Origin of the sequence: Saccharopolyspora karakumensis (assembly GCF_004349225.1) — a bacterium.
Taxonomy (GTDB): Bacteria; Actinomycetota; Actinomycetes; order Mycobacteriales; family Pseudonocardiaceae; genus Saccharopolyspora; species Saccharopolyspora endophytica.
The window spans coordinates 15,240-41,458 of sequence record NZ_SMLA01000056.1 but is presented as its reverse complement, the minus strand read 5'-3'; the positions used below and the strand labels follow the sequence as shown (position 1 = coordinate 41,458).

24 protein-coding genes are annotated in these 26,219 nt (G+C 71.0%); 18 read left to right on the top strand and 6 right to left on the bottom strand.

What is annotated here, in order from left to right:
• Positions 1-127: 127 nt before the first annotated feature.
• Positions 128-1,777, bottom strand: a complete 1,650-nt coding sequence (locus E1202_RS26000; RefSeq protein ID WP_132685758.1) for a PucR family transcriptional regulator — start codon at positions 1,775-1,777, stop codon at positions 128-130.
• Positions 1,778-1,897: 120 nt separating this feature from the next.
• Here E1202_RS26000 and pruA point away from each other — a divergent pair, with 120 nt between their 5' ends.
• Both pruA and E1202_RS25990 read left to right on the top strand, forming a co-directional pair.
• Positions 1,898-3,526 carry an L-glutamate gamma-semialdehyde dehydrogenase gene (pruA, locus tag E1202_RS25995; protein ID WP_132685757.1) on the top strand — a complete coding sequence of 543 codons (1,629 nt, stop codon included), beginning with the start codon at positions 1,898-1,900 and terminating at the stop codon, positions 3,524-3,526.
• Positions 3,527-3,600: 74 nt separating this feature from the next.
• The gene (locus E1202_RS25990) at positions 3,601-4,530 is read left to right on the top strand and encodes a proline dehydrogenase family protein (protein ID WP_132685756.1); all 930 of its coding nucleotides are present in this window, start codon (positions 3,601-3,603) and stop codon (positions 4,528-4,530) included.
• A 102-nt stretch (positions 4,531-4,632) separates the two neighbouring features.
• Here E1202_RS25990 and E1202_RS25985 read toward each other — a convergent pair whose 3' ends face one another.
• Positions 4,633-6,342, bottom strand: a complete 1,710-nt coding sequence (locus E1202_RS25985) for a bifunctional metallophosphatase/5'-nucleotidase (RefSeq protein WP_207918925.1) — start codon at positions 6,340-6,342, stop codon at positions 4,633-4,635.
• 269 nt (positions 6,343-6,611) lie between these two features.
• On the opposite strand from E1202_RS25985, the gene E1202_RS25980 reads away from it, so the two are divergent.
• The gene (locus E1202_RS25980) at positions 6,612-7,928 is read left to right on the top strand and encodes an FAD-binding protein (RefSeq protein ID WP_165943994.1); all 1,317 of its coding nucleotides are present in this window, start codon (positions 6,612-6,614) and stop codon (positions 7,926-7,928) included.
• A 28-nt stretch (positions 7,929-7,956) separates the two neighbouring features.
• Here the strand turns inward: E1202_RS25980 and E1202_RS25975 are convergent, their stop codons facing one another.
• Entirely contained in the window at positions 7,957-8,808 is an 852-nt protein-coding gene (locus tag E1202_RS25975; RefSeq protein WP_207918924.1) for a helix-turn-helix domain-containing protein, read from the bottom strand.
• 110 nt (positions 8,809-8,918) lie between these two features.
• Between E1202_RS25975 and E1202_RS25970 the strand changes: the two genes are divergently transcribed.
• The 3 genes from E1202_RS25970 to E1202_RS25960 all read left to right on the top strand — a co-directional run bounded on the left by E1202_RS25970 (position 8,919) and on the right by E1202_RS25960 (position 11,328).
• Complete coding sequence (locus E1202_RS25970; RefSeq protein ID WP_132685754.1) at positions 8,919-9,503, top strand: non-oxidative hydroxyarylic acid decarboxylases subunit B; 585 nt, start codon at positions 8,919-8,921, stop codon at positions 9,501-9,503.
• 143 nt (positions 9,504-9,646) lie between these two features.
• Positions 9,647-11,071, top strand: a complete 1,425-nt coding sequence (locus tag E1202_RS25965; protein WP_132685753.1) for a non-oxidative hydroxyarylic acid decarboxylases subunit C — start codon at positions 9,647-9,649, stop codon at positions 11,069-11,071.
• A 26-nt stretch (positions 11,072-11,097) separates the two neighbouring features.
• The gene (locus tag E1202_RS25960; protein ID WP_132685752.1) at positions 11,098-11,328 is read left to right on the top strand and encodes a non-oxidative hydroxyarylic acid decarboxylases subunit D; all 231 of its coding nucleotides are present in this window, start codon (positions 11,098-11,100) and stop codon (positions 11,326-11,328) included.
• 10 nt (positions 11,329-11,338) lie between these two features.
• Here E1202_RS25960 and E1202_RS25955 read toward each other — a convergent pair whose 3' ends face one another.
• Both E1202_RS25955 and E1202_RS25950 read right to left on the bottom strand, forming a co-directional pair.
• Positions 11,339-11,965 (bottom strand): maleylpyruvate isomerase family mycothiol-dependent enzyme, encoded by a 627-nt coding sequence (locus E1202_RS25955; RefSeq protein WP_207918923.1) that lies wholly within the window; start codon positions 11,963-11,965, stop codon positions 11,339-11,341.
• An 82-nt stretch (positions 11,966-12,047) separates the two neighbouring features.
• Positions 12,048-13,427 (bottom strand): alpha/beta hydrolase, encoded by a 1,380-nt coding sequence (locus E1202_RS25950; RefSeq protein ID WP_235879021.1) that lies wholly within the window; start codon positions 13,425-13,427, stop codon positions 12,048-12,050.
• Positions 13,428-13,539: 112 nt separating this feature from the next.
• On the opposite strand from E1202_RS25950, the gene E1202_RS25945 reads away from it, so the two are divergent.
• The 11 genes from E1202_RS25945 to E1202_RS25895 are packed head-to-tail and all read left to right on the top strand — an operon-like array spanning position 13,540 to position 25,047.
• Positions 13,540-14,799 carry an ATP-grasp domain-containing protein gene (locus E1202_RS25945; RefSeq protein ID WP_132685750.1) on the top strand — a complete coding sequence of 420 codons (1,260 nt, stop codon included), beginning with the start codon at positions 13,540-13,542 and terminating at the stop codon, positions 14,797-14,799.
• Positions 14,796-15,578: a Rossmann-like domain-containing protein gene (locus E1202_RS25940; RefSeq protein ID WP_165943993.1), complete on the top strand. Its 783-nt coding sequence runs from the start codon at positions 14,796-14,798 to the stop codon at positions 15,576-15,578. Before E1202_RS25945 ends, E1202_RS25940 begins: the two co-directional genes overlap by 4 nt.
• Positions 15,569-16,636, top strand: coding sequence for a PLP-dependent cysteine synthase family protein (locus E1202_RS25935; RefSeq protein ID WP_132685749.1), 1,068 nt, complete (start codon positions 15,569-15,571; stop codon positions 16,634-16,636). The genes E1202_RS25940 and E1202_RS25935 overlap by 10 nt, the downstream gene beginning before the upstream one ends.
• Positions 16,633-17,640: a dipeptide epimerase gene (locus E1202_RS25930; RefSeq protein ID WP_235879020.1), complete on the top strand. Its 1,008-nt coding sequence runs from the start codon at positions 16,633-16,635 to the stop codon at positions 17,638-17,640. The genes E1202_RS25935 and E1202_RS25930 overlap by 4 nt, the downstream gene beginning before the upstream one ends.
• Complete coding sequence (locus E1202_RS25925) at positions 17,637-18,902, top strand: MFS transporter (protein WP_132685748.1); 1,266 nt, start codon at positions 17,637-17,639, stop codon at positions 18,900-18,902. Before E1202_RS25930 ends, E1202_RS25925 begins: the two co-directional genes overlap by 4 nt.
• The gene (locus tag E1202_RS25920; RefSeq protein WP_132685747.1) at positions 18,887-19,726 is read left to right on the top strand and encodes a class I SAM-dependent methyltransferase; all 840 of its coding nucleotides are present in this window, start codon (positions 18,887-18,889) and stop codon (positions 19,724-19,726) included. The genes E1202_RS25925 and E1202_RS25920 overlap by 16 nt, the downstream gene beginning before the upstream one ends.
• Before the next feature lie 11 nt (positions 19,727-19,737).
• Entirely contained in the window at positions 19,738-21,264 is a 1,527-nt protein-coding gene (locus E1202_RS25915; RefSeq protein WP_132685746.1) for an ABC transporter substrate-binding protein, read from the top strand.
• The gene (locus tag E1202_RS25910; RefSeq protein WP_235879019.1) at positions 21,261-22,199 is read left to right on the top strand and encodes an ABC transporter permease; all 939 of its coding nucleotides are present in this window, start codon (positions 21,261-21,263) and stop codon (positions 22,197-22,199) included. The genes E1202_RS25915 and E1202_RS25910 overlap by 4 nt, the downstream gene beginning before the upstream one ends.
• Positions 22,196-22,993, top strand: coding sequence for an ABC transporter permease (locus tag E1202_RS25905; RefSeq protein WP_207918920.1), 798 nt, complete (start codon positions 22,196-22,198; stop codon positions 22,991-22,993). Before E1202_RS25910 ends, E1202_RS25905 begins: the two co-directional genes overlap by 4 nt.
• A complete protein-coding gene (locus tag E1202_RS25900) occupies positions 22,990-24,450 on the top strand; it encodes an ABC transporter ATP-binding protein (RefSeq protein ID WP_235879018.1) in 1,461 nt (486 codons plus the stop codon). The genes E1202_RS25905 and E1202_RS25900 overlap by 4 nt, the downstream gene beginning before the upstream one ends.
• A gap of 42 nt (positions 24,451-24,492) precedes the next feature.
• Entirely contained in the window at positions 24,493-25,047 is a 555-nt protein-coding gene (locus E1202_RS25895) for a GNAT family N-acetyltransferase (protein ID WP_235879017.1), read from the top strand.
• Positions 25,048-25,170: 123 nt separating this feature from the next.
• Here the strand turns inward: E1202_RS25895 and E1202_RS25890 are convergent, their stop codons facing one another.
• Complete coding sequence (locus E1202_RS25890; protein WP_165943992.1) at positions 25,171-26,061, bottom strand: macrolide 2'-phosphotransferase; 891 nt, start codon at positions 26,059-26,061, stop codon at positions 25,171-25,173.
• A gap of 3 nt (positions 26,062-26,064) precedes the next feature.
• On the opposite strand from E1202_RS25890, the gene E1202_RS32690 reads away from it, so the two are divergent.
• Positions 26,065-26,187, top strand: coding sequence for a hypothetical protein (locus tag E1202_RS32690; RefSeq protein ID WP_268952365.1), 123 nt, complete (start codon positions 26,065-26,067; stop codon positions 26,185-26,187).
• The last annotated feature ends 32 nt before the right edge of the window (positions 26,188-26,219 follow it).

Sequence of the window (26,219 nt, the reverse complement as noted above, 5' to 3'; positions counted from 1 at the left end):
ACCCTCGTCCTCCGCAAGGACATCGACCACACCATCAACAGGGTCCGCCTCCGCAAGCTCTGACCCACCCCGCTCCCGGGCCTCCCGGATTCAGCACCAACGTCCCTTCCGAGTGACCGTCCCGATTTCAGCGGTGTCGGGTGCGTTTGGTGAGCAGGAGTTGGAGGTGGGTGTTGAGGCGTTCGGTGGCGTCGGCGAGGTCGATGCCCGTGAGGTCGGTGGCGCGGCGGACGCGGTAGCGCAGGGTGTTGGGGTGCACGTGCAGGGCCGAGCTGGCGGCTTTGACGTCACCGAAGTGGTCCAGGTAGGCCAGCAGGCTGCGCGCGAGGTCCGTGGCGTGCTCGGAGTCGTGATCGTGGAGGGCGCTGAGCCGGGCGTCCCGGTAGCGCTCGTTGCCCTGCAGCACGGTCAGGATCTCGCTGATCACCACCTGCGCGCGCACGTCGGAGATCGTGGCGACCTCGGCGTCGATGTCGTGCCCCAAGGCCTCCAGCACCCGGTCGGCCTCGGCCCGCGACTCCGCCACCTCGTCCAGCGTCGGCACCGCGGAGCCCACTCCCGCCTGCACCCGCGAGGTCAGGTGCTGCTTGGCGGCGGCGACGATCTCGCGGGTCAGCGACAGCGCCGACTGCGCGGCGGAGCGCTCGGGCAGCTCCGGCAGCAGCACGTACACCCGCGACCCGATGGTCGTGACCAGTGCGCTGCGCCGGTAGGCCGAGGCGTGCACCGAGATCAGGCCGGTCATCTCCGCCCGCTGCAGCTCCAGCTCCGAGCGGTCGACGCTGCCCACCGGGCGCAGGGTGAACACCGCGACCACCGCGGGCCGGTCCGCGTCAGCGCCGATGTTGTCGGCGACCGAGCGCGCGTCGACCCGGCCTTCCAGCAGCCCGGCCAGCAGGTTCTCCCGGAGCCTCGGCCCCGCCGTGGCCTCTGAGCGCTGCCGGATCAGCTGCAGCGCCGCCAGCCGCGCGGCACCGAGCAGCGCGCGTTCGGACCGCTCCGACAGCGGGCGCCGGCCTTCCTGCACCCAGATCGAGCCGAGCGGTTGGCTGCCCGCGTGGATGCCCACCGCCATCCGGCGCCGGATGCCCAGGTCCGGTCGCTCGTCGATGCGCACCACGTCCTCACCGGCGCGAAGCCGCTGGTAGACGCCCCATTCGCGCAGCATCTCCAGGTACTGCTCGGGACCTTGGCGGCCGAGGATGGACAGCCGCCGCAGCTCGTCGACCTCGTCGTCGGAGCGCGAGTAGGCCAGCACGCGACTCGCGGTGTCCTCGATGCTGACGATGCCGTCGGTCATCGCCGCGACCGTCTGGGCCAGCGAGAACAGGTCGCCCAGCGCCTCGCCGACATCGGCGTCGCTGGTCAGCCGGGCGTTGTCGATCGCGTTGTGGGCGTAGGCCTCCAGCCGTTCCCAGCGGACCTCCGGTCGCACGCCCAGCAGCGCGATGCCGCCCGCGATCGCGGTGTCCCGCAACGATCGCGCCTCGGGCTCGGAGCCGACCTTGACCGCCACGACCGTGGCGCCGTCGCGCGCCGCGGCTCGCACCAGCGGCGCCGCGACCCGGCCGCGCGCGCCGATGACCAGCACGAAATCGCTGTCGCGAGCGCTGCCGGACTCCTCCTCCGGGTCGACAATGACCACATCACGAACCTCGACGTCCAAGCCTCGCGGTGCGGCGAGCACATCCACCAAGGGGTCACCGACCGCGGCCAGCAGCTGCCGCAGCGGCACTCCCACATCGGTCACTCCGACCGACTCGACATCACGTGCCATTTTTGTCCGATCCCACAAACCGACACCGTCAACGATAGCCAACTCAACAAGCTCCGGGCGCGAGTCACACCCTAACCTCCAATCAACACACCCACGGCGTCTCAAGGAGGCGGAACAGGCATGGACGCGATCACCTCGGTGCCGGTGCCCTACAACGAGCCGGTCAAGGGCTACGCGCCCGGCTCGCCGGAACGCGAGTCGCTGCAGAAGCGCGTGGCCGAGCTGGAATCCGAGCGCATCGAGCTCACCCAGACCATCGGCGGCACCCAGCGCATGGCGGGCGGAGACCGCTTCGACGTCGTCCAGCCCCACGACCACGCCCACGTGCTCGGCACGTCCGCCCAGGCCACCGCGGGCGACGTCGCCGACGCCGTGGCCGCCGCCAAGGACGCCGCACCCGGCTGGGCCGCGACCTCCTTCGACGAGCGGGCCGCGGTCATCCTGCGCGCCGCCGACCTGCTGGCCGGCCCCTGGCGCGACACCATCAACGGCGCCACCATCCTCGGCCAGTCCAAATCGGTGCAGCAGGCCGAGATCGACGCCGCCTGTGAGTTCATCGACTTCCTGCGGTTCAACGTCCACTACGCACGCCAGATCATCGCCGAGCAGCCCCGCTCGGTCCCCGGCGAGTGGAACCGCATGGACTACCGGCCCCTGGACGGGTTCGTCACCGCGATCACCCCGTTCAACTTCACCGCCATCGCCGGCAACCTGCCCACCGCGCCCGCGCTGATGGGCAACACCGTGGTGTGGAAACCGACCCCCTCGCAGCAGTTCGCCGCGCACTTCACGATGCGCCTGTTCGAGGCCGCCGGACTGCCCCCGGGCGTGATCAACCTCGTCACGGGCGACGGCCACGCCGTCAGCGACGTCGCGCTGACCGACCCGGGCTTCGCCGGGCTGCACTTCACCGGCTCCACCGCCACCTTCAAGAAGCTCTGGCGCACCATCGGCGAGAACCTCGACTCCTACCGCAGCTACCCGCGCATCGTGGGCGAGACCGGCGGCAAGGACTTCATCGTCGTGCACCCCTCCGCCGACCCCGCGCCGCTGGCCACCGCGTTCGCCCGCGGCGCCTTCGAGTTCCAGGGCCAGAAGTGCTCCGCCGCCTCCCGCGCCTACGTGCCGCGGTCCATCTGGGAGGGCGGCCTGCGCGAGGAGCTCGCCGACCTGGCGCGCACCATCCGCTTCGGCGACGTCACCGACTTCTCCTACTTCGGCGGTGCCGTCATCGACGCCCGCGCCTTCGCCAAGCACAAGGCCGCGCTGGACCGCGCCAAGACCACCGACACCATCGAGGTCCTGGCCGGAGGCGGCTACGACGACTCCGTCGGCTACTTCGTCGAACCCACCGTGCTGGTGTGCACCGACCCCACCGACGAGGTCTTCACCACCGAGTACTTCGGACCGATCCTCGCCGTGCACGTCTACGACGACACCCAGTACTCCCACATCCTCGACGTCGTGGACTCCTCCAGCCCCTACGCGCTGACCGGCGCGGTGTTCTCCACCGACCGCTCCGCCATCGACGAAGCCCACCGCAAGCTGCGCGGCGCGGCCGGCAACTTCTACGTCAACGACAAGCCCACCGGCTCGATCGTCTCCCGCCAGCCCTTCGGCGGCAGCCGCGCCTCCGGCACCAACGACAAGGCCGGGTCCCTGCTCAACATCCAGCGCTGGACCAGCCCCCGCGCCATCAAGGAAACCTGGGACGCGCCGACCGGCCACACCTACCCCCACATGGGATGAGCACGACGGGGCGCCCCGGACGGGTCCGGGGCGCCCCCCTGTATCCGGAACAGCTTGAGCGTGGGGAGAATTCGGTGTTGCGCAGTGCTTTGCTGGCCGCGGGACGCTCGCCTTCGGTGCGACGGCTCGTCGAGGCCAACCCGCTGACCAAGCCCGTGGTTCGGCGTTTCGTGCCCGGCACGTCGGCCGAGGACGCCGTGCGGGCCACCCGTGAGTTGAGCGGCCACGGCTTGTTCGTGACGCTGGACCGGCTCGGCGAGGACACCCTCGACGCGGGCCAAGCCACCGCCACCGTCCGGGACTACCGGCAGGTGCTGGGCGTTCTGGCCGAGCAGGGGCTCGGCGAGCGGGCCGAGGTGTCGGTGAAGCTGTCGGCGGTGGGCCAGTTCCTGCCCTCCGACGGCGAGAAGATCGCGCTGGACAACGCCCGGCTGATCTGCGAGGCCGCGAGCGCGGCGGGCACCACGGTCACCCTGGACATGGAGGACCACACCACCACCGACTCGACCCTGGGGATCCTGCGCGACCTGCGCGTGGACTTCCCGTGGGTGGGCGCGGTGCTGCAGGCCTACCTGCGGCGGACCGAGCAGGACTGCCGCGACCTGGCCACGGCCGGTTCCCGGGTCCGGTTGTGCAAGGGCGCCTACGACGAGCCGGAATCGGTGGCCTACCAGGGCAAGTCGGAGGTCGACCGCTCCTACGTGCGGTGCTTGAAGGTCCTGATGCAGGGCGAGGGCTACCCGATGGTCGCCTCGCACGACCCCCGCATGGTCGCCATCGCCGGTGAGCTGGCCGCCCGCAACGGCCGCACGGACGCGGACTTCGAGTACCAGATGCTCTACGGCATCCGCCCCGACGAGCAGCGCCGCATCGCCGCCGCCGGTGGACGGCTCCGCGTCTACGCCGCCTACGGCGACGAGTGGTACGGCTACTTCATGCGCCGCCTGGCCGAACGCCCGGCCAACCTCGCCTTCTTCCTCCGCTCCCTCGCCACCCAGGGCTGACCCCTACGGCGCCCGGGCAGTCCCCGAGTTCCACTGAAATTCGGGACCGGCCACCCGGGGTGACTCCGGCGGTGAGGTTGGGGAGTCACCCCGGGTGGGTGGTCAGGGCAGGGCCGTGATGCGGTCTGCCGGTGGTGGGGTGATGTTGGGGTGGACGTTGAGGTAGGCGAGGAAGGCGTCGAGGTCTACCGGGCCGCCTACGACGTCGGTGCCCTTGGTCAGTTCGGTGAAGCCGTCGCCGCCTCCGGCGAGGAAGTTGTTCACCGAGACCCGGTACGGGGTGTTGGGGTCGACCGGCTGACCGTTGATGCTGATCTCGGTGACCTTCGAGCCGATCGGCGCACCCGCCGAGTAGCTGTAGTGCAGACCGGCCGAGACCTGCAGGACGTTGGTCCCCTCCGGGGTCCACTGCTGCTCCAGGACCGCCTTGAGCTGGGCGCCGGTGAGCGTCATGGTCTGCATGATGTTGCCGAACGGCTGAACCGCGAACGCCTCGCCGTAGGTGACCACGCCGTCGCCCTCACCGGCCGGTGAGCCGGGGAAGAGCAGGTCGGCGCGGATGCCGCCGGGGTTGGTGATGGCGATCTGCGGCGAGTTGGCCGCGGTGGCCTCGAACTGCGCGTCGGCGATGACGTCGCCCAACGGCGACTCCCCGGACGGGGCGGCGGCGCGGGGCAGGTCGCCGGTGATGCTGCCGACCGGGCGGTTGGCGATCGGGGCCGCCTTGGTGGCCGCCTCGTCGATCAGCGCCTGAGCGGCGGGGTCGGCGGGCACGTCGCGGGTGACGATCTCGTTGCGCGCCTTGGTCTCCGCGCGCACGACGTCCTGGCTGACGCGGTCGATGGTCAGGTCGGCGACCGAGAGAAGGCGGCCGTAGGAGGCGCCTTGCAGCACCTGGCGCGGGTTGCCCGCCGGGTCGTCGATCGTGCAGTTGTACTGGGCGTGGCTGTGCCCGGTGAAGATCACGTCGACGTACGGCGACGCGGCCTTGGCGATCTCGCTCGCCGGCCCCGGCGTCAGGTTGCAGTCGTCGGGCCCACCGCTCTGGGTGCCGTCGCCCTGGTGCAGCAGCACGACCTGCGCCTTCACGCCCATGGTGTCGAGCATCTTCGAGGTGCGGTTGATGGCCTCGACCTCGTCGCCGAACTCGAGACCCTCGATGGCGCCGGGGGCGACCACCGACGGCAGCTCCTCCAGCGTCGCGCCGATGATGCCGACCCGCGTGCCGTTGACGTTCTGCACGTCGAAGGGCTTGAGCGCGGGACGACCGTCCGTGAAGGTGACGTTGGCGCCGAGCTGCTCGAAGTCCGCGCCGGGGTACGGGTCCCGGAACTGGCAGCCGTCGACGGGGTGGCAACCGCCGTCGGACATCCGCCGCAGTTCCTCGTATCCCTCGTCGAACTCGTGGTTCCCGACGACCGATGCGGACACGCCGAGCTGGTCGAGGAATTCGATCGTGGGCTCGTCGTGGAACAGCGCGCTGTTGACCGGCGAGGCGCCGACGTTGTCGCCCGCCGAGAGCACCAGCGAGTTCTTCACCTCTCCGCGCAGCCGCGCCACGTGGGTGGCCAGGAACTGCGCACCGCCGGCGTCGACGGTGCTGCCGTCGGGCAGCGTGACGCGGCCGGACGAGCCCGCCGGGGGTTCGAGGTTGCCGTGCAGGTCGTTGAACGTGATCAGCCGGACCTGGTTGGTCGACGGCGCCGTTCCCGCTGCCGGGGCCGCCGACACGGCCGGGGCCGCCGTCACCGCCGCCACGGCCAGCACGGCGGTCCCCAGCGCCGCCGGACGGCTGAACCGAGCTGTCTTCACACCGATTTCCTTCCGCTGAGTGCCCTCCGCTCCACTTCCCCGACGCGCCGGAGGGTCGCCAGCGGAGATCTTCTCCTGCGGACATGTCCAAGACCAGCACGACCAGGTGAATGTCTGGAAGCGGACACCCACGGCGCCCGGGGCTCGGCGGACCCCCTGAAACCGGTCTGACCAGGCGAGAAAGCACGGGGAAAGCCCTGTTCCTCAGGATGGACTCCGATTTGGACAGGGCCGCTGGCGGACGTCGTTCACTTGGGGGAGTGATCGGGATGGATTCGGGCACGCTGGATCTCTCCACCTTCCCGGAACTGCCCGGTCGCGGTGCTCTGATCACCGACGGGGACGAGCTGCACGCCTCCGACCTCGGCAATCTCGTCGACCGAAGACCCGCCGCGATCCTGCGTCCGCGGTCCACCACCGACATCGCCGTCGCGGCCGCCTGGTGCTGCCGCAACGGCGTCCCGCTGCGCGCCCACGGCACCCTGCACACCACCGGTGGCCAGGCGCTGTGCCCGTCCGGCGGGATCCAGGTCGACATGCGCAGCCTCGACCTCATCCACGCGGTGACCGACGACCACGCCGACGTCGAGGCCGGAGTGCTGCTGCGCGACGTCGTCTGGCACGCCTGGCTGCGCGGACGCCGGTTGACCTCGGGCCCGACCGGATACCTCCAGCTGAGCACGGGTGGAGTGCTCAGCGTCGGCGGCATCTCCAGCCTGCACCGCGAGGGGGCGATCATCGACCGGGTGCAGGCCGTCGAGGTCGTCACGCCGTCGGGAGCTGTGCGGTGGTGCACTCCGGAGCGCAACGGCGAACTGTTCAACGCCGTCCTCGGCGGGCTCGGCTGCGCGGGGATCATCACGCGCGCGCGGCTCGCGCTGACCCCGGTTTCGCCGCTGACCAGGGTGTACGACCTGCACTTCCCGTCGCTGCAGGAAGCGGTGCGGGCTGCTCGCGTGCTGGTCCGGCGCGGTGAGGTCGACGACCTGCTGATCCGCTGGTTCGCCCCGCAGCGCCACCGCTACCAGCTCCGCTTCACCGCCTACCACCGCGCGGACCGCAAGCCCGACGACGCGCACCTGCTGCGCGGGCTCGGCGTGACCGCGCAGATCTGGGACGTCTCCTACTGGGAGTTCGCGACCAGCACCGACAACCGCTACGAGCCGTTCGTGACGGCCGGTTGGAACCGGGTGCACAAGGTGTGGGCGGACTACTTCATGCCCGATTCGGCGCTGGACGAGTTCCTGGCGGGCACCGCACCGGAGATCACCGACCTCGATCTCAGCGAGACCAGCATCGGGTTGCTGTTCCCGCACCGACGCGCGTCGTTCTCCCGTCCCGGCCTGCGCCTCCCGGACGACGAGCTGGTGTGGCTGTTCGACATGTTCTCCGACGCCGCGGGTCAGACCGATCCGTTCTGGCTGCCGGACCGGCTGCGCCGCAACCAGCGCTGGCACCGCCGCGCCGCCGAGCTGGGCGGAACCCTCTACCCCATCGGCACCGACCTCGACCCGGCCTCCCACGACCTGGTGCTCGCCCACCCCGCCCGGATGTCCTTCGCGCAGGAGGACCAGTGCCTCAGGTGAGCGTCCCTCCGGCACGCGGCACGTCGGGTCAGCGCGTGCCTCGGGCTTCGGCGCGGAAGGTCAGCGGGCTTCGGCCGTCGTGCTTGCGGAAGAACTTGCTGAAGTCTCCCGGCGTGCTGAAGCCGAGGTGGCGGGCGATGTCCGCCGAGGCGCGGTCGGTGTGGACGAGCAGCCGCTTGGCCTCCAGGACGATCCGGGCGTCCAGGTAGGACTTCGCCGAGCGTCCCGTCGCGGACAGCGTTGCGCGGGTGAGGGTTCGAGCGCTGTACCCGAGGTCGGCCGCGTAGTCGGCGACTCGGTGGGTGCGGGTGAAGTCGCGCTCCACCGCCGCCTGGAACCGCTCGAACGGGCTGTCGGCCGGGGTGGCGGGCGGCGGTGCTTCACCCGCGTGGGCCAGTCGCAGCAGCAGCACGGCCAGCAGCATCCGCAGCGACCTGTTGTGCGCCTCCAGCGTCATCGAGCCCAGGTCGGCGTAATCGGCGAGCAGGTGCCGCATTGCCAGATCGACCGCGTCGCGGGCCGAACCTGCCGGCAGCAGCGGGATGTCCGGTGGTGGCGGGTCGACGGTGACGAAGCCGGGGCGCCAGATGACGATCGTGCCGCGCGAGCGCGTCAGCGCGCCGTACTGGTGCACCTGGCCGGGGCGCACCCACAGCCAGCCGCCGGGTTCGACGACGTGCTCGGTGAAGTCGACCGCGTGCGGCAGTGGCTCGGCGTCGGCGTGGACGTGGATCAGGTGGTGGAAGTCGGGCCGCTGCGGACCCGCGAGGTCGATCCCGCGGCGCTCGGCGCGCGAGCGCAGCTCGGTGAAGTCGATGACGTCCATGCCGATCGGCGCGTTCAGCCCCGGCCGGTAGCCGACGTCGGTGATCTCAGTCATCCGCCGTACTGTCCGATTCTCCCCATCGCGTGTCGCCAGAATACCTGCTCACCTGCGTGATCGGCGCTTAGCGTGGAGCCATCAGCACGAGGTGACCGAAAAGGAGAAGCGTGCGACTCGTCGTGGGGATGACCGGAGCGACCGGGGCGCCGCTCGGCGTGCGACTGCTGGAGCAGCTGAGCGAACTGCCCGAGGTGGAGACCCACCTGGTGCTCAGCCGCTGGGCGCGGGCAACGGTGGAGTTGGAGACCGGGCTGAGCACCAAGGAGATCGGCGAGCGCGCCGACGTCGTCCACAACCCGGACGACCAGGGCGCGAGCATCTCGTCGGGCTCGTACCGCACCGACGGCATGGTGATCGTGCCGTGCTCGATGAAGACCCTCGCCGGCATCCGCTCCGGTTACGCCGACGGGCTGGTGGCGCGCGCGGCGGACGTGACGATCAAGGAACGCCGCCCGCTGGTGCTCGTGCCGCGCGAGACGCCGCTGAGCGAGATCCACCTGGAGAACATGCTGGCGCTCTCGCGGATGGGCGTGCGGATCGTGCCTCCGATGCCCGCCTTCTACAACAACCCGGCCTCGATCGACGACTTCGTCGAGCACCTCACCGCCCGCGTCCTCGACCAGCTCGACCTGCCGGCTCCGGCCGCCCAGCGCTGGGAAGGGCTGCGCACCGCCAAGCTCAAGGTTTCCTGAGTTCCTTCTGCGGGCTACGCGAAGCCGTAGCCCGCGAGGCGTGAAGACGACCTGAGCAACTGGCACCGCCGGCGTGTCAGGTTCCGCCACCCGCACCCGCCACGCAAAGAGGACCAAAACCGGCCTCTGAAGGAGAAGTCACGATGGCCTACGACGACCTGCGGTCGTTCCTGGACGCCCTGGAGAAGGAGGGGCAGCTGCTGCGGATCAGCGAGGAGGTGTCCCCCGAACCGGACCTTGCCGCCGCGGCGAACGCAGCGGGCCGCATCGGGGAGGGCGCCCCGGCGTTGTGGTTCGACAACGTCTCCGGGTTCACCGACGCGCGGATCGCGATGAACGTGCACGGGTCCTGGCGCAACCACGCGATGGCGCTGGGCCTGCCGAAGGAGACCTCCACCCGCGAGCAGGTCGAGGAGTTCGCCCGCCGCTGGGACGACTTCCCGGTCACCCCGGTCCGCCGGGAGGACGCGCCGTGGAAGGCCAACAGCGTCTCCGGCGCGGACGTGGACCTCTTCGACGTGCTGCCGCTGTTCCGGCTCAACGACGGTGACGGCGGGTTCTACCTGGACAAGGCCGCCGTCGTCTCGCGCGACCCGGACGCGCCGGAGGACTTCGACAAGCAGAACCTGGGCATCTACCGGATCGAGGTGATCGGGACGGATCGGCTCGCGCTGCAACCGGTGCCGATGCACGACATCGCTCAGCACCTGCGCAAGGCCGAGGAGCTCGGCGAGGACCTGCCGGTGGCGATCACCCTCGGCAACGACCCGGTGGTGCCGATCGTGGCGGGCATGCCGATGGCCTACGACCAGTCCGAGTACGAGATGGCCGGTGCGCTGCGCGGCGAGCCGATGCCGATCGCGACCGCCCCGCTGACCGGCTTCGACGTGCCGTGGGGTTCGGAGGTCGTCATCGAGGGCTTCATCGAGTCGCGGGTGCGCCAGATCGAGGGCCCGTTCGGCGAGTTCACCGGGCACTACTCGGGTGGCAGGCGGATGCCGGTGGTGCGCGTCGAGCGGATCTCCTACCGCACCAACCCGATCTTCGAGTCGCTGTACCTGGGCATGCCCTGGACCGAGTGCGACTACCTGGTGGGCCCGAACACCTGCGTCCCGCTGCTCAAGCAGCTGCGCGCCGAGTTCCCGGAGGTCAAGGCCGTCAACGCGATGTACACGCACGGCCTGCTGGTGATCATCTCCACGGCCAAGCGCTACGGCGGTTTCGCCAAGGCGGTGGGCATGCGCGCGATGACCACGCCGCACGGCCTGGGTTACGTCAGCCAGGTGATCCTGGTCGACGAGGACGTCGACCCGTTCGACCTGCCGCAGGTCATGTGGGCGCAGTCGGCGAAGGTCAACCCGTCCGAGGACGTCGTGGTCATCCCGAACCTGTCGGTGGTGGAACTGGCCCCCGCCTCCCAGCCGGCGGGCGTCACCAGCAAGATGATCATCGACGCGACCACTCCCGTGAAGCCCGACGTGCGCGGCAACTTCGGCACTCCGACCAAGGACCTCCCCGAGACCGTCGAGTGGGCCGAACGCCTGCGCTCCGAGCTCGCCAACCGGTGAAGCGCACTGCGCGGAAGGGAAATTCGATGCCGACGATCTGCCCCCGCTGCGCGGATCCGGAGATCCGCACCGTGACGACGTCTCCGGTGCCGGGCGTCTGGGAGGTGCTGCAGTGCCCGCGCTGCCTGTACATGTGGCGCACCACCGAACCCGCCCGCCGCACCACCCGCGAGCACTACCCGGAGCAGTTCCGCCTCACCCCGGAAGCCATCGCCGCCGCCTCCGAGGTCCCGACCATCCCGCCGCTGCGCGGCTGAGAACCGGAGGCTAGAGCCTGTCGGCGAGAACTGCCTTGCCCTCCCCGGTGAGCTCGGTGAAGGCGGCCGACCTCCCGGCGAGGGTCATCAGCAGCGCTTCACCCGGCCCCCGGACTTCGGAGCCCTCGCCGCGGGTCCAGTCGAGGTCCGCGGCCACCAGGCGGAGGCCGGCGGCGCGCTTCTTGGCCCCGACGGGTGGGGCTTTGAACGCCAGGTCCAGAACGGCGCGCAGCCGTTGCGGTGGGATCTCGCGTGGGTGGCCGAGCGGACGGCGGATGTCCTGGTGGTGGATCAGCGCGTCCACCAGCGGGATCATGCCGCCCAGGGCCGTGATCGGGCCGGTGGGCCGGAGGCGGGCGCGCAGTCGGTCGAGCAGTTCGACGGTGCTGCGGGCACGGGTCTCGGCGACGCCGAGATCGTTGATGGCGTTCGGCGCGAAGCCCGCCCGGGCGGCGCGCTTGAGCACGTCGGGCCAGGTGAGGTCGTCGTAGCTGATCGCGTGCGCGACCACGTCGCGCACCCGCCAGCCCGCGCACAGGCTCGGCGCCTCCCACTGCTCGCGGGTGAGCGTGCCGAGGTACTCCGCGAGATCGGTGCGTTCGGCGACGGCCATCGCCATCGTGTCGGCTCGCCCCATGGACCACCTCCAGCTCCGCGTGCGCCGCGCCCGCACCTGCGAACCTGCCACGACCGAGGCCGGTGTGCGCGTGCGAGCGGGTTCACGGTAGCCCCGACCCCTGACAGTCGAGGTCGTCCGCCGGAAGTTCGCCGGTGAGCAGGTAGTTCGCGGCCGCGTCGTCGACGCAGGGGTTGCGCTGGCTGGCGAAGACGCCGTGCGAGTAGGAGTCGTGCAGGGTCACCATGCGCGCGCCGGGAAGCCTGGCCTGCATCCGCCGGGCACCGTCGAGCGGGGTGGTCGGGTCGTGCTCGGCCTGGGTGAGCAGCACCGGCGGCATGTCCGGGTGCCCGAACCGGGCGGGCTCGACGGGTTCCGGCCAGTAGGCGCAGGTGGTCGCTTCGAGCCCGGTGACGATCGGTTCGGGGTCGGCCGCGCGCAGCGCCCGGAGGGAGCCGATGACCTCGTCCTCGGTGGGACGCCTGCTGTCGGCGCACTTGACGGTGCGCAGAGCCGCCTCGTAGTTGCGGGATTCCGGGTCGCTCTCGGGCAGCGCGGGGCTCAGCGGCGCGCCGTGGTGCACGTGGGCGCTGAGATCGCGGGCGAAGGGCTCCCAGCGCTCGGTGCGCGAGAGGGCCTTGTAGACGAGGTTGTCGAACTCCGCCGGGCCGAAGCTGCCGGTCAGCCCGTCCCGCGCCGTCGAATACGTCTTGCGGACCTGCTGCTTCGTCTCGCCGAGCCCGAATTCCGGGTGCGCGGCGATCCATTCGAAGAGGGTGTCGCGCTGGTCGAGCATCGCGAACGCCTGTCGGACGTCGAAGTCGTGCCAGCGGTCCGGGCTCACGACGCTGTCGAGCACCATCCGCCCGACGCGGTCGGGGAACTGCGCTGCGTAGGCGGCACCGAGGTAGCTGCCGTAGGAAACGCCGAGGAAGTTGAGCTTCGGCTCGCCGAGCGCCTCCCGGACGCGGTCCACGTCGCGGGCGGTGCTCGTGGTGTTCATCCACGCCGCGTCCGGGTTGTGCTGCAGGCAGTCCTCGGCCATCGCGCGTAATCGCTGCAGATGTTCGGATTCCGCTCGCCGACCGGCCGGAACCGGCTCGGGCGCGGGGTGTTCGAAGAGCCCGCCCAGTTCACCGCAGTCGAGCGGAGCGCTGCGGCCGACGCCGCGCGGGTCGAACCCGATGATGTCGTAGCTGCGCCGCACCGACTCCGGCAGCTTCGCCCCCTTGCTCACCGCGTACTCCAGCCCGGAACCGCCGGGCCCTCCCGGGTTGACCAGCAGCGCGCCCCGGTGTTCGGCGGGCGTGCCGGTCGCGCGCACGCGCGAGATCGCGATGGAGATCGACCTGCTCCCCTCGCCCAGCGGGACCGACAGCTCGGCGCACTCGGCACCGTCGAAGGGGCAGGCACCGAACTCGGGCGGTTCGGCCGCCGCGGGCGTTGCGGTGAGCAAGGGGGCGAGCAGCGCCAGAGCTACCACCGGGCGAAGCGTTCTCATCACTTCGGGTTCACATCCCTACGGCGTGTTGTCAGACTTATTGAAAACGATTATCATCGCCGAGCGTCAAGCGCAATGACCGGGAGGAGTCGGTGTGAGTCACCTGTTGTTGGTGGAGAGCTGGGTCGGGGCGATGAGCACGTTGCTCCCCAGAGCGATCAACGAGGAGGGCCACCGGTTCAGCTTCGTCACCAGAGATCTCCAGCACTACCTGCGCTCCGCCCCCGGACCCGGCCCGCACCCGCTGCTCGGCGCGGACAACGTGCTCACCTGCGAGACCAACGACCCCGAAGTGCTGCTGCCGCACCTGGAACGGCTGCAACCGGTGCTGGGCTTCGACGGGGTGGCGACCTCCTGCGACTACTACCTGCCCACCGCCGCGAAGATCGCCCAGCGGCTGGGGCTCCCCGGTCCCGCACCGGAAGCCGTCGAGAGCGCCTGCGCCAAGGACCGGACGCGGCGCGCGCTGCACGAGGCCGGAGTTCCCGGACCGGCGTTCGCGCTCGCCGAAACGCTGCGCTGCCTGGAAGAGGCTGCTGCGGCGATGGGTTTCCCGCTGGTGCTCAAGCCCGTCGACCTGTGCGCGGGCATGTTCGTGCGGCGGGTCGACGACGTCGAGCAGCTGCGCGCGGCTTTCGCTGAGCTGCGAGGATTTCCGGTCAACGCTCGTGGCCAGCAACGCAGTCCCGTGGTGTTGCTGGAGGAGCTGTTGACCGGCGCCGAGGTGAGCGTGGAGACGGTCACCTCCGGCGGGCGGACCACGGTCGTCGGCGTCACCGACAAGAGCGTCGCCGGCGCACCGTGGTTCGTCGAAACCGGTCACATGTTCCCGGCCGCGCTCGACGACGAGACCCGCGACGGCGTCACCTCGACCGCCGTGGCCGCGATCGAGGCGCTGGGACTGGACAACACCGTCTGCCACACCGAGATCAAGCTGACCGCCGACGGCCCGCGCATCGTCGAGGTCAACCCGCGTCCGGCGGGCAACCAGATCACCGAGCTGATCCGCCGCGTCACCGGCATCGACCTCGCCGGGGTGTACGCGCAGGTGGCGCTGGGCGAGAAGCCCGATCTCAGCCCGGTCGACACCGGGGCGTCGAGCGCGGCGATCTCGTTCCTGCTGCCGCCGCGCACCGGGCCGATCGCCGAGATCCAGGGCACCGAAGCGCTGCGCGATCCCGCGGTGGCGGAGTTCAAGCTCAAGCCCGCCGGCCACCGGGCCGGTCCCGCGACCAGCAACAACAACTACCTGGGCCACGTGATGGTGACCAGCGACCGGCCGGGCGCGGCGCGTCCGCACGCCGAGCTGCTGATCTCCGGGCTGGACGTGCGCTACGCGGAGGACGCCGCGTGACGGCGCTGGACGACCTGATCGAGGCCGCTCTCCCCGAGGCGGATTCCGAGATCAGCGTGGGTTTCCTGACCCAGCAAGGAGTCCGGCACGCCTCCCGGCAGCGCTCCTACCGCAACCACGTGCTCAGCCTCCGCGTCGGTGACGCCGTCGGATCGTGCGCGGTGGAACCCGGCGAAGTCGGCGAGGACGTCGTGCTGGACTGCGTCGGCGAACCCGTCCGCAAGCTCCTGCGGCACCCGCTGCCCGCCGTGCGGATCGCCGCTCTCGACGCGCACCTGCAGCACCTGCGTCCGCACCACGAGCACGCCGAGGCCGTGCACCTCGACCGCGGTGACTCGTTGCGGAAATCGCTGCACCGCTCGGAGCACGTCGTGAGCCTGCTGCCCTCCGGGGTCCGCCGGGTGCTGGTCGTGGGCGTCGTGAACTCGCTGCTGCAACGCCTGCGGGAACGCGGGATCGGCTACGTGGCCTGCGACCGCAAGGGCGGCCGCACCGAGTGGGACGAACCGGTGATCACCGACGCCGAGAGCGCGCTGGACGACTGCGACGCGGTGCTGGCCTCCGGGATGGTGCTGGGCAGCGGAACCTTCGAGACGCTGCTCGACCACGCGCGCCGGACCGGCGAACCGCTGGTGTTCTTCGCCCAGACCGGCAGCGGCGTCCTCCCGCACTTCCTCGGTGACGGCGTCACCGCCGTGTCCGCCGAGCCGTACCCGTTCTTCTGGCTCGACGGCGGCCCGAGCGTGCTCTACCGCTACTCGGAGGTGACGTGCCGTTGAACGCAGCACCGAACCCCGACCTGTTGGATCTCGTCCGGGAAACACCCCTGGCGAGGGTGTCGGCTCCGCTGCCGCGCCCCCACCCGGGGTTCTGGGCGAAGCTGGAATGCCTCAGCGCGGGTGGGATGAAAGCTCGCGCCGCCCTGTCGATGCTGCGCGGTGCTCGCCTGCGCGGCGAGCTGCGCCCCGGCGCTCCGGTCGTGGAGTCGACCAGCGGAACCCTCGGCGTGGGACTGGCTTTCGCCGGCAACGCGCTGGGACATCCGATCGTGCTGGTCGTCGACAGCGAGCTCGAACCCGGCATGCGCGCGCTGCTGCGGGCCCACGGAGCCCGGCTGGAGGTCGTCGACCGGCCGCATCCGGTGGGCGGCTGGCAGCAGGCGCGACTGGACCGGGTGCAGCGGATCTGCCGCGACCTGCCCGGCGCCTACTGGCCGGACCAGTACAACAACCCCGACAACCCGGCCGGCTACGACGAGATGGGCGCCGAGATCGCCCGCTGTCTGGACCGCGTCGACGTGCTGGTGTGCAGCGTCGGCTCCGGCGGGCACAGCTCGGGTGCGATCCGCGCGGTGCGCAAGCGGTGGCCGCAGGCGCGGCTGATCGGCGTGGACACCGTCGGATCGACGATCTTCGGCCAGCCCGCGCGTCCTCGCGTGATGCGCGGTCTCGGCAGCAGCATCCACCCCCGCAACGTCGCCTACGAGCTCTTCGACGAGGTGCACTGGGTCGGTCCCGCCGAAGCGGTCGCCGCCTGCCGCACCCTGGCCCGCGACTCCTTCGTCACCGGCGGCTGGAGCACCGGGGCGGTGGCGCTGGTCGCGGCGTGGGCGTCGCGGGTGGAGCCGGGCGCGAACGTCGTGACGGTGTTCCCCGACGGTCCGCAGCGCTACCTGGGCACCGTCTTCGACGACGACTACTGCCGCGCGCGCGGACTCCTCGACTGCGCCACGGCCATCCGCCCGGTGGAGGTCGCCGATCCCGAGGTCGAGGCCACGGGGTGGACGCGCTGCCGGGTGATCAGCGACCCGCTGGTGAAGCTGGAGGTGCCCGCGTGAAGCTGAGCTGGCGGGTGGGTGGACTCGCGCTGCGCGAACCGCTGCGGATCTCGCGGTCGGTCATGGCCGAACGCGGCGCGGTCACCGTCATCGCGGAGCACGACGGCGTCGTCGGCCACGGCGAGGTGGTGACCAGCGTCTACTACGGACTGGACGTGGACCGCATCGAGCGCGAGCTCGCAGCGGCGCAACGGGACCTCGCCCCGCTCGACCCCACTTCGGCTCTGGTGGAGGGCATTTCGGCTTCCCCCGGCGTGCGGTCGGGGGTGGACGCCGCGTTGCACGACCTGGTGGCCCGCACGCGCGGCGTCGCCGTCTACGACCTGGTCGGAACGGCGCCGAGCTGGCCGGTGCCCACGGCGCGCACCATCGGCATCACCCCGACCCACCGCGCCGTGGCGTCGGCCTGCGAACTGGCCTCCCAGGGGTTCCGGCTGCTCAAGGTGAAGATCGGCGCCGAGCCCGAGGAGCTCGACCGGGTCAAGGCCCTCCGCGACGCCCTGCCGGACGTCCGGCTGCTGCTGGACCCCAACGGCGCCTGGGAACCCGAGCGGGCGGCCGACATGCTGCGCGCCGCGGCCGAATTCGACATCGACGCGGTGGAGCAGCCCATCGCCCCGGGAACACCCGCCGTGCTCGCCCAGGTGGCGGCGGACTCCCCGATCCCGGTGATCGCCGACGAGGACGCCCGCACCGTCGACGACGTGCGCGCGCTGGGGTCACGGGTGCACGGGATCAACATCAAACTGCCCGAATGCGGTGGCATTCGGGCCGCGCGGGAAATCGTCGACACCGCACGGGACTTCGGCGTCGACGTGATGCTGGGGTGCCAGGTCGCCAGTTCGCTGGGCATCGCCCCGGCCGTGCACCTGACCGGCCTTGCCCGCTGGGTCGACCTCGACGGTCACCTGCTGCTGGCCCGCGACCCCTGGACCGGCATCGGCGGTGAGGACGGGTTGCTGCGCGTCACCGGCACCACCGGACTGGGGGTTCGACCCGCTTGAAGACCTGGCGACTCATCCGCACCTACCCGCTGGCGGTGCAGGTGCTGCTGGTCAACCAGCTCGGCGTGAACACCGGCTTCTACCTGCTCATCCCCTACCTCGCCGGCTACCTCGGGCACGACCTCGGGATGTCGGCGGCGGTGGTCGGGGTGATCCTCGGCGTGCGCAACCTCAGCCAGCAGGGCCTGTTCCTGGTCGGTGGCTCGGCCGCGGACCGGCTCGGCGCGCGCGGCGTCATCATCGCCGGATGCGCGCTGCGCGCGGTGGGCTTCGGGCTGTTCGCCTTCGGCACCTCGGTGCCGGTGCTGCTGGGCGCCTCGGTGCTCAGCGGCCTGGCCGGTGCGCTGTTCAACCCGGCGGTGCGCGCCTACCTCGCGACCGAGGCCGGTGACCGTCGCGCCGAGGTGTTCTCGCTGTTCAACGTCTTCGCCAACAGCGGGATGCTGCTCGGTCCGCTGCTGGGCAGCGCGCTGCTGCTGGTGAACTTCCGGCTCTCGGCGGTGATCGCGGCGGTGATCTTCGCGCTGCTGACGGTCGCGCAGGTGCTGGTGCTGCCGGTGCGGCGGGTGGAGCGCTCGGGGACCTCGGTTCTCACCGACTGGCGCGGTGTGCTCACCGACCGCCGGTTCCTGGCGTTCACCGGAGCGCTGACCGGCATGTTCGCCCTGCAGAACCAGCTGTACCTGGTGCTCCCGATGCACGCCGAGCAGTTCACCGGTTCGCCTGCGGCGGTGTCGGTGATCTTCCTGGTGTCGACGGCGGCGAGCCTGCTGCTGCAGGTGCGCATCACCGCCCGGTTCTCCGAGCGGTGGAGCCGTGGGCGTTCCATCGCCACCGGTCTGGCGCTGATGGGCGGATCGTTCGCGGTCACGGCCGTCGCGGCGAGCCTGCTGCCCGGCGCTGCGCCGGCCTCGCCCGGGGAGGCGCTGCTGCGGCTGACCCCGGTGCTGGTCACCGCGTTCGGGCTGTCCGTCGGCGTGATGCTGGCGCAACCGTTCGTCTACGAGCTCATCCCGTCGTTCGGGGGCACGGCGCTGTCCGGCACCTACTTCGGCGTGTTCTACCTGGCCTCCGGTCTGACGGCCGCCGCGGGCAACGCCCTCATCGGCTGGGCCACCGACCTCGCGGCCCCGCGCCTGCCGTGGCTCCCGTCCGCCCTGTGCGTCCTCATCGGACTCGCCTCCGCACTGGCCGTCCTCGCCGTCCACCGCCGCACCGGCATCGGCCCCCGAACCGAGGAACCCGCATGCGCAACTTCCTGACCGACAACCCCGAGATCTACGAGGCCTGGTTCCCCGACCCCCACCACACCGCGGCCACCTTCGTCCACGACGTCGTCACCCGCTTCACCGGATTTCAGCGGAAACCCGATCCCGGATCTCAGTGGAAATCAGAAACCCGATCTCCACTGAAATCCCAACGCCCGAGCCGGGGCCTGCTCGACGTGGGGTGCGGGACGGGCCGGGACGCGCGGTTCTGGGCGCGCAACGGGTACCGGGTGACCGGCATCGACACCTCCGCCGACATGGTCGCCCACGCCCAACGGCACTGCCCGGAGGCGGAGTTCGTCGTCGCCGACATGCGGGAGTTCTCGCTGGGGCGCGAGTACGACGTGATCACCTGCCTGGACAGCGCGCTGCTGTACTGCCACCGCAACGAGGAGCTGGTGTCGTTCCTGCGGCGGTGCCACGAGCACCTCCGTCCCGGCGGGCTGCTGATCACCGAGGCCCGCAACGGGGCCTTCTTCCTGGGCAACACCGAACTGCTGGACGAGACCACCGAACGCGAGCTCACCTACGACGGGGCGACCTACCGGTCCCGGACGCGGTTGTGGATCGACCACGCCGAACAGCTGCTCCGGCGAGAACGCGTGTGGCGGCACGACGGCTCCGAGCTCGTCCAGCGATCCGCCTGGCGGCTGCTGTTCCCGCAGGAACTGCGCCACTTCGCCGACACCTGCGGATTCGACGTCCTGGCCCTGTTCGACGAACCCGGCCCCCGCACCGACAGCCCGTGGCAGGCCGACGCGGAGCTGTCCGAGCGGATGTCCGGAGACCGCCTGCACCTGATCGCACGCCGACGCTGAAGGAGATCCCCATGCAGAACCTGAACCGCCGCGGCTTCCTGGGCCTGACCGCCGGCGCCGTCCTGCTCACCGGTTGCGCCCCGGGCGGTGGGAGCACCGTCGGAGCGCCGAAACCCGGTGGCCGGTTACGCGCCGCGTTCTCCGGCGGTGGCGCCGCCGAGGTCCTCGACCCGCACGAGACCGACCTCTACATCGAGATCGCCCGCGCCAAGGCCCTCTACGACAAGCTCGCCGACTACGGCTCCGACATGTCCCCGCAGCCCCGGCTGGCCGAGCGCTGGGAACCCTCCGCCGACCTGCTGACCTGGCGGATCATCCTGCGGGAGACGAACTTCCACGACGGCCGCCCGCTGCGCGCCGCCGATGTGCTGGCCAGCTACGCGCGCATCACCGAACCCGGCGGCAGCCGCCGCGCCAAGTCCACCCTGTCGGTGATCGACCTGGCGAACAGCCGCGCGATCGACGACCGCACCGTCGAGTTCCGGCTCAAGCGGCCCTACGCCGAGTTCCCCAACGCGCTGGCCACCCTCGGCGCCTACATCGTCCCCGAGGGCACCACCGACTTCAGCAAGCCGATCGGCACCGGTCCGTTCAAGCTGGTCTCCTTCGAGCCGGGACGCTCGTTCCTCGCAGCGCGCAATCCCGAGTACTTCGACGGCGCGCCGCTGGTCGACGAGCTGCAGATCGTGGTCACCAACGACGAGGCCGCGCGGGTGAACGCGCTGCTGGGCAAGCAGATCGACTACGCCCACGACCTCACCCTCACCAGCGCCCGCACCTACGAGTCCAGCGGGCAGCTCCAGGTCCACCGGTTGCCGCTGGGCAACTTCCACGGCGTGGCGATGAAGGTTGACCGCCCGCCGTTCGACCGCCTCGAGCTGAGGCAGGCCATGTTCCACCTCATCGACCGCGAGGAGCTGCTGCGCTCGGTGCTGCAGAACTCCGGCCAGGTCGGCAACGACCTCTACGGCAAGGGATACCGCTACTACGCCGAACTGCCGCAGCGCCGGCAGGACCTGGCGAAGGCGCGGGCGCTGGTGAAGCAGGCCGGAGCCGAGGGCATGACCATCGACTTCAACACCTCCGACGCCTCCACCGGACTGAAGGAGGCTGCGATGGCCATCGGCGACCAGGCGCGCGCGGTGGGCCTCAACCTCAACGTGCGACTGGGCAACAAGGACACCTACTGGTCCGACATCAACAAGAGCGGTGTCCTGGCCAGCTACCGGTCCGGCGGGATGCCGCTGGACTCGCACTTCTCGCAGCGGTTGCTGTCGGGTTCCACGACCAACAACACCGCGTGGCGGCGCCCGGAGTTCGACGCCCTCTACGACGAGGCGCAGTCCACCCTGGACGAGAACCGCCGCGCCGAGATCTACCGGCGCATGCAGGAGCAGCTGTTCCACGAGGGCGGCTTCGTCTGGTGGGGCGTGTCCGACTGGATCGTCGCCTCGGCCGCCAACGTCGGCGGGGTCGACGACCGGGCGCCCGCCAACACCCTGGACTGGGCGCGCTTCGACAAGGTGTGGCTGGCGTGATCCCTTACCTGCTTCGCCGCGTCCTGCTCGGCGTCGTCCAGGTGTTCCTCGTGGTCGTGGGGATCTTCCTGCTGACCGAAGCGCTCCCCGGCGATGCGGCCGTGACGATCGCCGGGGACAACCCGGATCCGGCCGTCATCGCCGGGCTTCGGGAGCAGCTGGGCCTGGACAGGCCGATGTGGCACCGGTTCGCGGACTGGGTCCTCGCCGCTGCCCGGGGCGATCTCGGCACCTCGCTGGCAGGTCCGCGCAGCGTCGCCGAGGTCATCGGTTCGGCCGCCGGACCGACGCTGCTGCTGGCCTGCCTGGCGCTGGTTCTGCTGGTGCCGCTGTCGACCGGCGTGGGCATGTTGGCCGCCCGCCGGGAAGGCGGCCGGTTGGACCGGGCGATCACCAGCACCACGCTCGGGCTGTACGCGGCACCGGAGTTCGCGATGGCGATCCTGCTGGTGACGGTCTTCGCCGTGCAGCTGGGCTGGTTCCCGCCGACGGCCGTGGGCGGTTCCCTGCTGAGCCGGCCCGACCTGGTGGTGCTGCCGGTCGTCGTGCTGCTGCTGCGGCCGATCTGCTCGCTGAGCCGCCTCGTGCGCGCCGGGATGATCGAGGCGCAGCGCTCCCCCTACGTGCAGCACGCCCGGCGTCTCGGGCTCTCACCTGCCCGGATCCGGTTCGCGCACGCGCTGCCCAACGCTGCTGCCCCGGCGGTGCAGCAGCTGGCCCGGACGGCGGATTGGCTGATCGGAGGCGTGATCGTGGTGGAGGCCATCTTCGTGGTTCCGGGGCTGGGAACCACGCTGCTGGAAGCCGTCTCGGCACGGGACCTGCCGGTGCTGCAGGGGTTGGCGCTGGTCTTCGCGAGCACGACGGTGCTGGTCAACCTCGGTGCCGACGTCGCCGCCCGCATCCTGTCCCCGACCGCGGAGACCCACCGATGAGCAGGTACCTGATCCCCGGCGCGCTGGTCGCCGCACCGGTGCTGGTGGCCCTGTTCGGTCCGCTGTTCGCCACTGACGACCCCGCCAAGGACGTGGCGTTCGTGCTCGGCGGCGGCCACCTGTTCGGCACCGACTTCGTCGGCCGCGACGTGCTCGACGAGGTGCTGCTCGGCGGCCGCTCGCTGGTGTTCACGGCACTGACTGCCACCGCCTGCACCTACCTGCTGGCCCTCCCGCTGGGGCTGCTCGCGGGCATGACCCGAAACCGGCTGCTGGACGAGGTGGTGATGCGCCCGCTGGACCTGCTGCTCGCCGTCCCGTCGATGCTGATGTTGCTGCTGCTGGCGGCGCTGGCACCCGGCCAACCGTGGGTGCTGGTGGCGGTCGTCGCGCTGATCAACCTGCCGGACGTCGTGCGCATCACCCGTGCCGCCGCGCTGTCGCTGGCGGCGCGGCCCGCCGTGGAGGCGATGCGCCTGCAAGGCGAGAGCCGGGCGCGCATCGCGGTGGGCTACGTCGCCCGCGGGATGCGCCGCACGCTCGCGGCCGACCTGGGCACCCGGTTCACCGGGGCGATCTACCTGGTGGCCTCGGCGAGCTTCCTCGGCGTGGGGCTCTCCCCGCAGGCCGGGGACTGGGCGGCGATGGTGGACCGCAACCGCACCGGGCTGTTCCTGCAGCCGTGGGCGGTGGTGCTCCCGGCGTTGCTGATCATCGCGCTGTCGGTCGGCGTGAACCTGTTGTTCGACCGCTGGCTCCGGCAATCCGACACGACCTTCCTGGAGGCCCGGTGACCGCCATCGACGTGCGGAACCTGACCGTCACCCTCGACGACCGCGAGCTGGTCTCGGACGCCACGTTCAGCCTGGCCGGTGGCGAGATCGCAGCGTTGGTCGGCGAGTCCGGCAGCGGCAAGACCACCACCGCGCTCGCGCTGCTCGGCGAGAGTCCGCCGGGCGCGGTGCTCTCCGGTGACGTCGACGTCGACGGGCAGGTGGGGTTCATCCCGCAGCAGCCGTCGGCGGCGCTGAACCCGGTGCGCCGCATCGGTTCGGTGCTCGCCGAGGTCGCCCGGCTGCACGTGCCGAAGCAGCAGGTCCGGCAGCGGGTCCTGGACGCGCTCCGGCGCGCGCAGGTCCCGGACGGCGAGCGTTTCCTGCGCCGCTACCCGCATCAGCTCTCCGGTGGTCAGCAGCAGCGGATCGTGCTGGCCCAGGCCCTCATCGGCGACCCGAAGCTGCTCATCGCCGACGAGCCGACGACCGGCCAGGACCCGGTCACGAGATCGCAGCTGGCCGCGGAGCTCCGGGCGGTCGCCGAGCAGGGCGTGGCGATCCTGCTGCTCACCCACGACCTCGACCTGGTCCACGACCTCGCGCACCGGGTCCTGCTCGTGGAGGCAGGCCGCGTGCGTCCCTCCGATGTGGACGGCATCGCCGAGGCGACGGCGGTCGCACCGGCACCTCCGCAGGCGGCGGACCCGGTCCTGTCCGTGCGGGACCTGACCGCGGGCCATCGCGGGGCCGATACCCTCCACGGCGTTTCGCTGCAGGTCGCGTCGGGTGAGAGGCTCGCGGTGCTGGGCCGTTCCGGCAGCGGGAAGACCACCCTCGCGCGGTGCGTCTCCGGACTCCACCGGTACGGCTCAGGTGAGGTCCTACTCGGGGGTGAACCGCTGTCGCCGGTGCTGCGCCGGCGCACCCGGGAGCAGCTCGCCCGCGTGCAGCACGTCTTCCAGGACGCGCGGGCCTCGTTCAGCGAGTTCACCCCGGTGCTCGACCAGGTGGCGCGGACCGCGGAGCGGTTGCGCGGCGTGCCCGGCGACCGGGCGCGGGCCCGAGCCGCCGATGAGCTGGCGCAGCTGGGGATTCCCGAATCGACCGCGCGGCGGAACCCGGCGGGCCTGTCCGGCGGGGAGTTGCAGCGGGCCGCGCTGGTTCGCGCGGTGCTGGCCGAGCCGGACGTGCTGATCTGCGACGAGATCACCTCCGGTCTGGACCCGAGAAGACGAGCGGACCTGCTGGACGTGCTGGCCAAGCTGCAGCACAACACCGGGTGCGCGCTGCTGGTCATCACCCACGACCTGGCCGGTGTCGCCGGGCTCGCGCACCGCGTCCTGGTGCTCGACGAGGGCCGGGTGGTCGAGGAGGGATCGGCCGCCGAGGTCCTGACATCACCGCGGCACGAGGTCACCAGGTCCCTCGTCATCGCCGAAGCGGGAGGTCGGGAGACATGGCGAGCCGCTAATTGAATATGATTTTCAAAATACTTTTTTTCAGCGGAGGAGGTAGACGTGATCCAGCTCGGGGAACGACAGATCGGCCGCTACGTGGTGCGCGAAGCGACCCGGGCGCACGCGGCCGGCGCCAGGTCGGTCATGCTCGACACCTTCTACCAGGAGTTCGGCTACGGCTACGACCCGCGCTGGCACGACGACGTCGTCGACATGGACACCGCCTACTTCGACAACCCCCGGCAGGCGCTGCTGGTCGCCGCGCTGGACGACGAGATCGTCGCCACCACCTCCGTCCGCGCCGACGGCCCGCAGAGCCCACCGCACGCGCCCTGGCTCGCCGAGCGCTACCCGTCGGGCACGACCGCGCAGATCTTCCGCGTCTACGTCCGCCGCGAGCACCGCCGCCGCGGGCTGGCCGGGGGACTGGTCGAGATGGCCTGCCGCTTCGTCGCGCTGACGCCCGGCTACGAGTCGATCTACCTGCACACCAACGCCGCCATCGACGGCGCCGAGCCGTTCTGGCGCAGCGTCGCCAAGGAGATCCACGACGGTCGCACCGACCCCGCCCACAGTCCGGCCGTGCACTTCGAGATCCCGATCCCGGTCGTCTGACCGTCGGCCGACACACCCACCTCACCACAGGCATCACTCCACGGTGGGGTGACCAAACGTTCTTCGCACCAATCGGTTTCAGCGCGTGACCGATTCGCCACCCCATCCAGCGATGGCTGTTCGCTAGCGTTTCCGAACGCCGCAAGGCACACTTTGAACATCAGTTCGACGAACGGATTTCCGTCCGGCGACTTGTTGTTTGACAAGTGCAGAGTGGGAAAACACAGGCGCTCGACCGAGAAGGCGCCGCTGCGCGATCTCCAGGAATCCACCACGTCCCGACTCCACCGCGTACACGCCCAGTGAAACCGAGAACCGGAACTCCGAGAGGAACCGAACATGCGACACGAATTCAGCTCGCACCCGCCCACCGGCCTGCGCATAGCCCGCGAGCAGCCGCGACAGGCCGCGCTCGCCGAACGCGTTGTGGGCGGCTACGAAGTCCAGCGCCGGGTCGTCGACCGCGGCGTCCGTCCAGTCCAGAACCCCTGTCAGACGACCGGATTCGTCCACCAGGCAATGCCCGGGGTGCAGATCCGCGTGAACCAGGCGCAGATCCGCGGCCCGTGACCAGTGCACGTCGTCGTGGATCCACGACCGCCAGCGCGCCGCCTTCTTCTCGGGAACCTCCATCATGCTCTCCGCCAGCCTCAGGTGATCGTCGGCCTCCTCCCGGAGATCCCGAGCACCTGAGGCCGGCACGCCCAGCCGTGCCACCTCGTCGACCTCGGTGCGGTGCAGCTCCGCGATCACCGCGCCGAGGTCGGCGAAGAACTCCTCGGCGGGCTCACGCCACCACTGGTACTCCAGGGTTTTCGGGTGTTCCGGCCCCAACGGCCGCCCCGGGAGCCTGCGGTAGGCGACGAGCTCGGGGGTGCAGATCTCCCAGTCGGGAACGGCGACGGGCAGCCGTGGCCTCAAGTGCTCCAGCAGGCGCCGCTCGCCCTCGATCAGGTCGCCGACCTCACGGCGCCGGGGTGCGCGCAGCACCCAGCGGGTGCCGTCGGCGTCCACCGCATGTCCGACCTGGAAGTCCCAGCCGGTCTCGTCGACCTCCTGGACCCGGACCCGGAGGCCGTGCCGTTCCGCGAGTTCTGCCAGCACCGCTCCGACGTTAGCGGACCTGTCCACGCCGGATGAGCCGCGAGCGTGCGGCAGCGAGATGGCCCGCG

Excerpts from the sequence above, each read along its gene's own strand:
- E1202_RS25975 (WP_207918924.1), bottom strand. The coding sequence starts at position 8,808 with ATGACTGAGATCACCGACGTCGGCTACCGGCCGGGGCTGAACGCGCCG.
- E1202_RS25955 (WP_207918923.1), bottom strand. The coding sequence starts at position 11,965 with ATGGGGCGAGCCGACACGATGGCGATGGCCGTCGCCGAACGCACCGAT.
- E1202_RS25965 (WP_132685753.1), top strand. The coding sequence starts at position 9,647 with ATGGCCTACGACGACCTGCGGTCGTTCCTGGACGCCCTGGAGAAGGAG.
- E1202_RS25980 (WP_165943994.1), top strand. The coding sequence starts at position 6,612 with ATGGATTCGGGCACGCTGGATCTCTCCACCTTCCCGGAACTGCCCGGT.
- pruA (WP_132685757.1), top strand. The coding sequence starts at position 1,898 with ATGGACGCGATCACCTCGGTGCCGGTGCCCTACAACGAGCCGGTCAAG.
- E1202_RS25905 (WP_207918920.1), top strand. The coding sequence starts at position 22,196 with ATGAGCAGGTACCTGATCCCCGGCGCGCTGGTCGCCGCACCGGTGCTG.
- E1202_RS26000 (WP_132685758.1), bottom strand. The coding sequence starts at position 1,777 with ATGGCACGTGATGTCGAGTCGGTCGGAGTGACCGATGTGGGAGTGCCG.
- E1202_RS25915 (WP_132685746.1), top strand. The coding sequence starts at position 19,738 with ATGCAGAACCTGAACCGCCGCGGCTTCCTGGGCCTGACCGCCGGCGCC.
- E1202_RS25960 (WP_132685752.1), top strand. The coding sequence starts at position 11,098 with ATGCCGACGATCTGCCCCCGCTGCGCGGATCCGGAGATCCGCACCGTG.
- E1202_RS32690 (WP_268952365.1), top strand. The coding sequence starts at position 26,065 with ATGTCCGACCTGGAAGTCCCAGCCGGTCTCGTCGACCTCCTGGACCCG.
- E1202_RS25920 (WP_132685747.1), top strand. The coding sequence starts at position 18,887 with ATGCGCAACTTCCTGACCGACAACCCCGAGATCTACGAGGCCTGGTTC.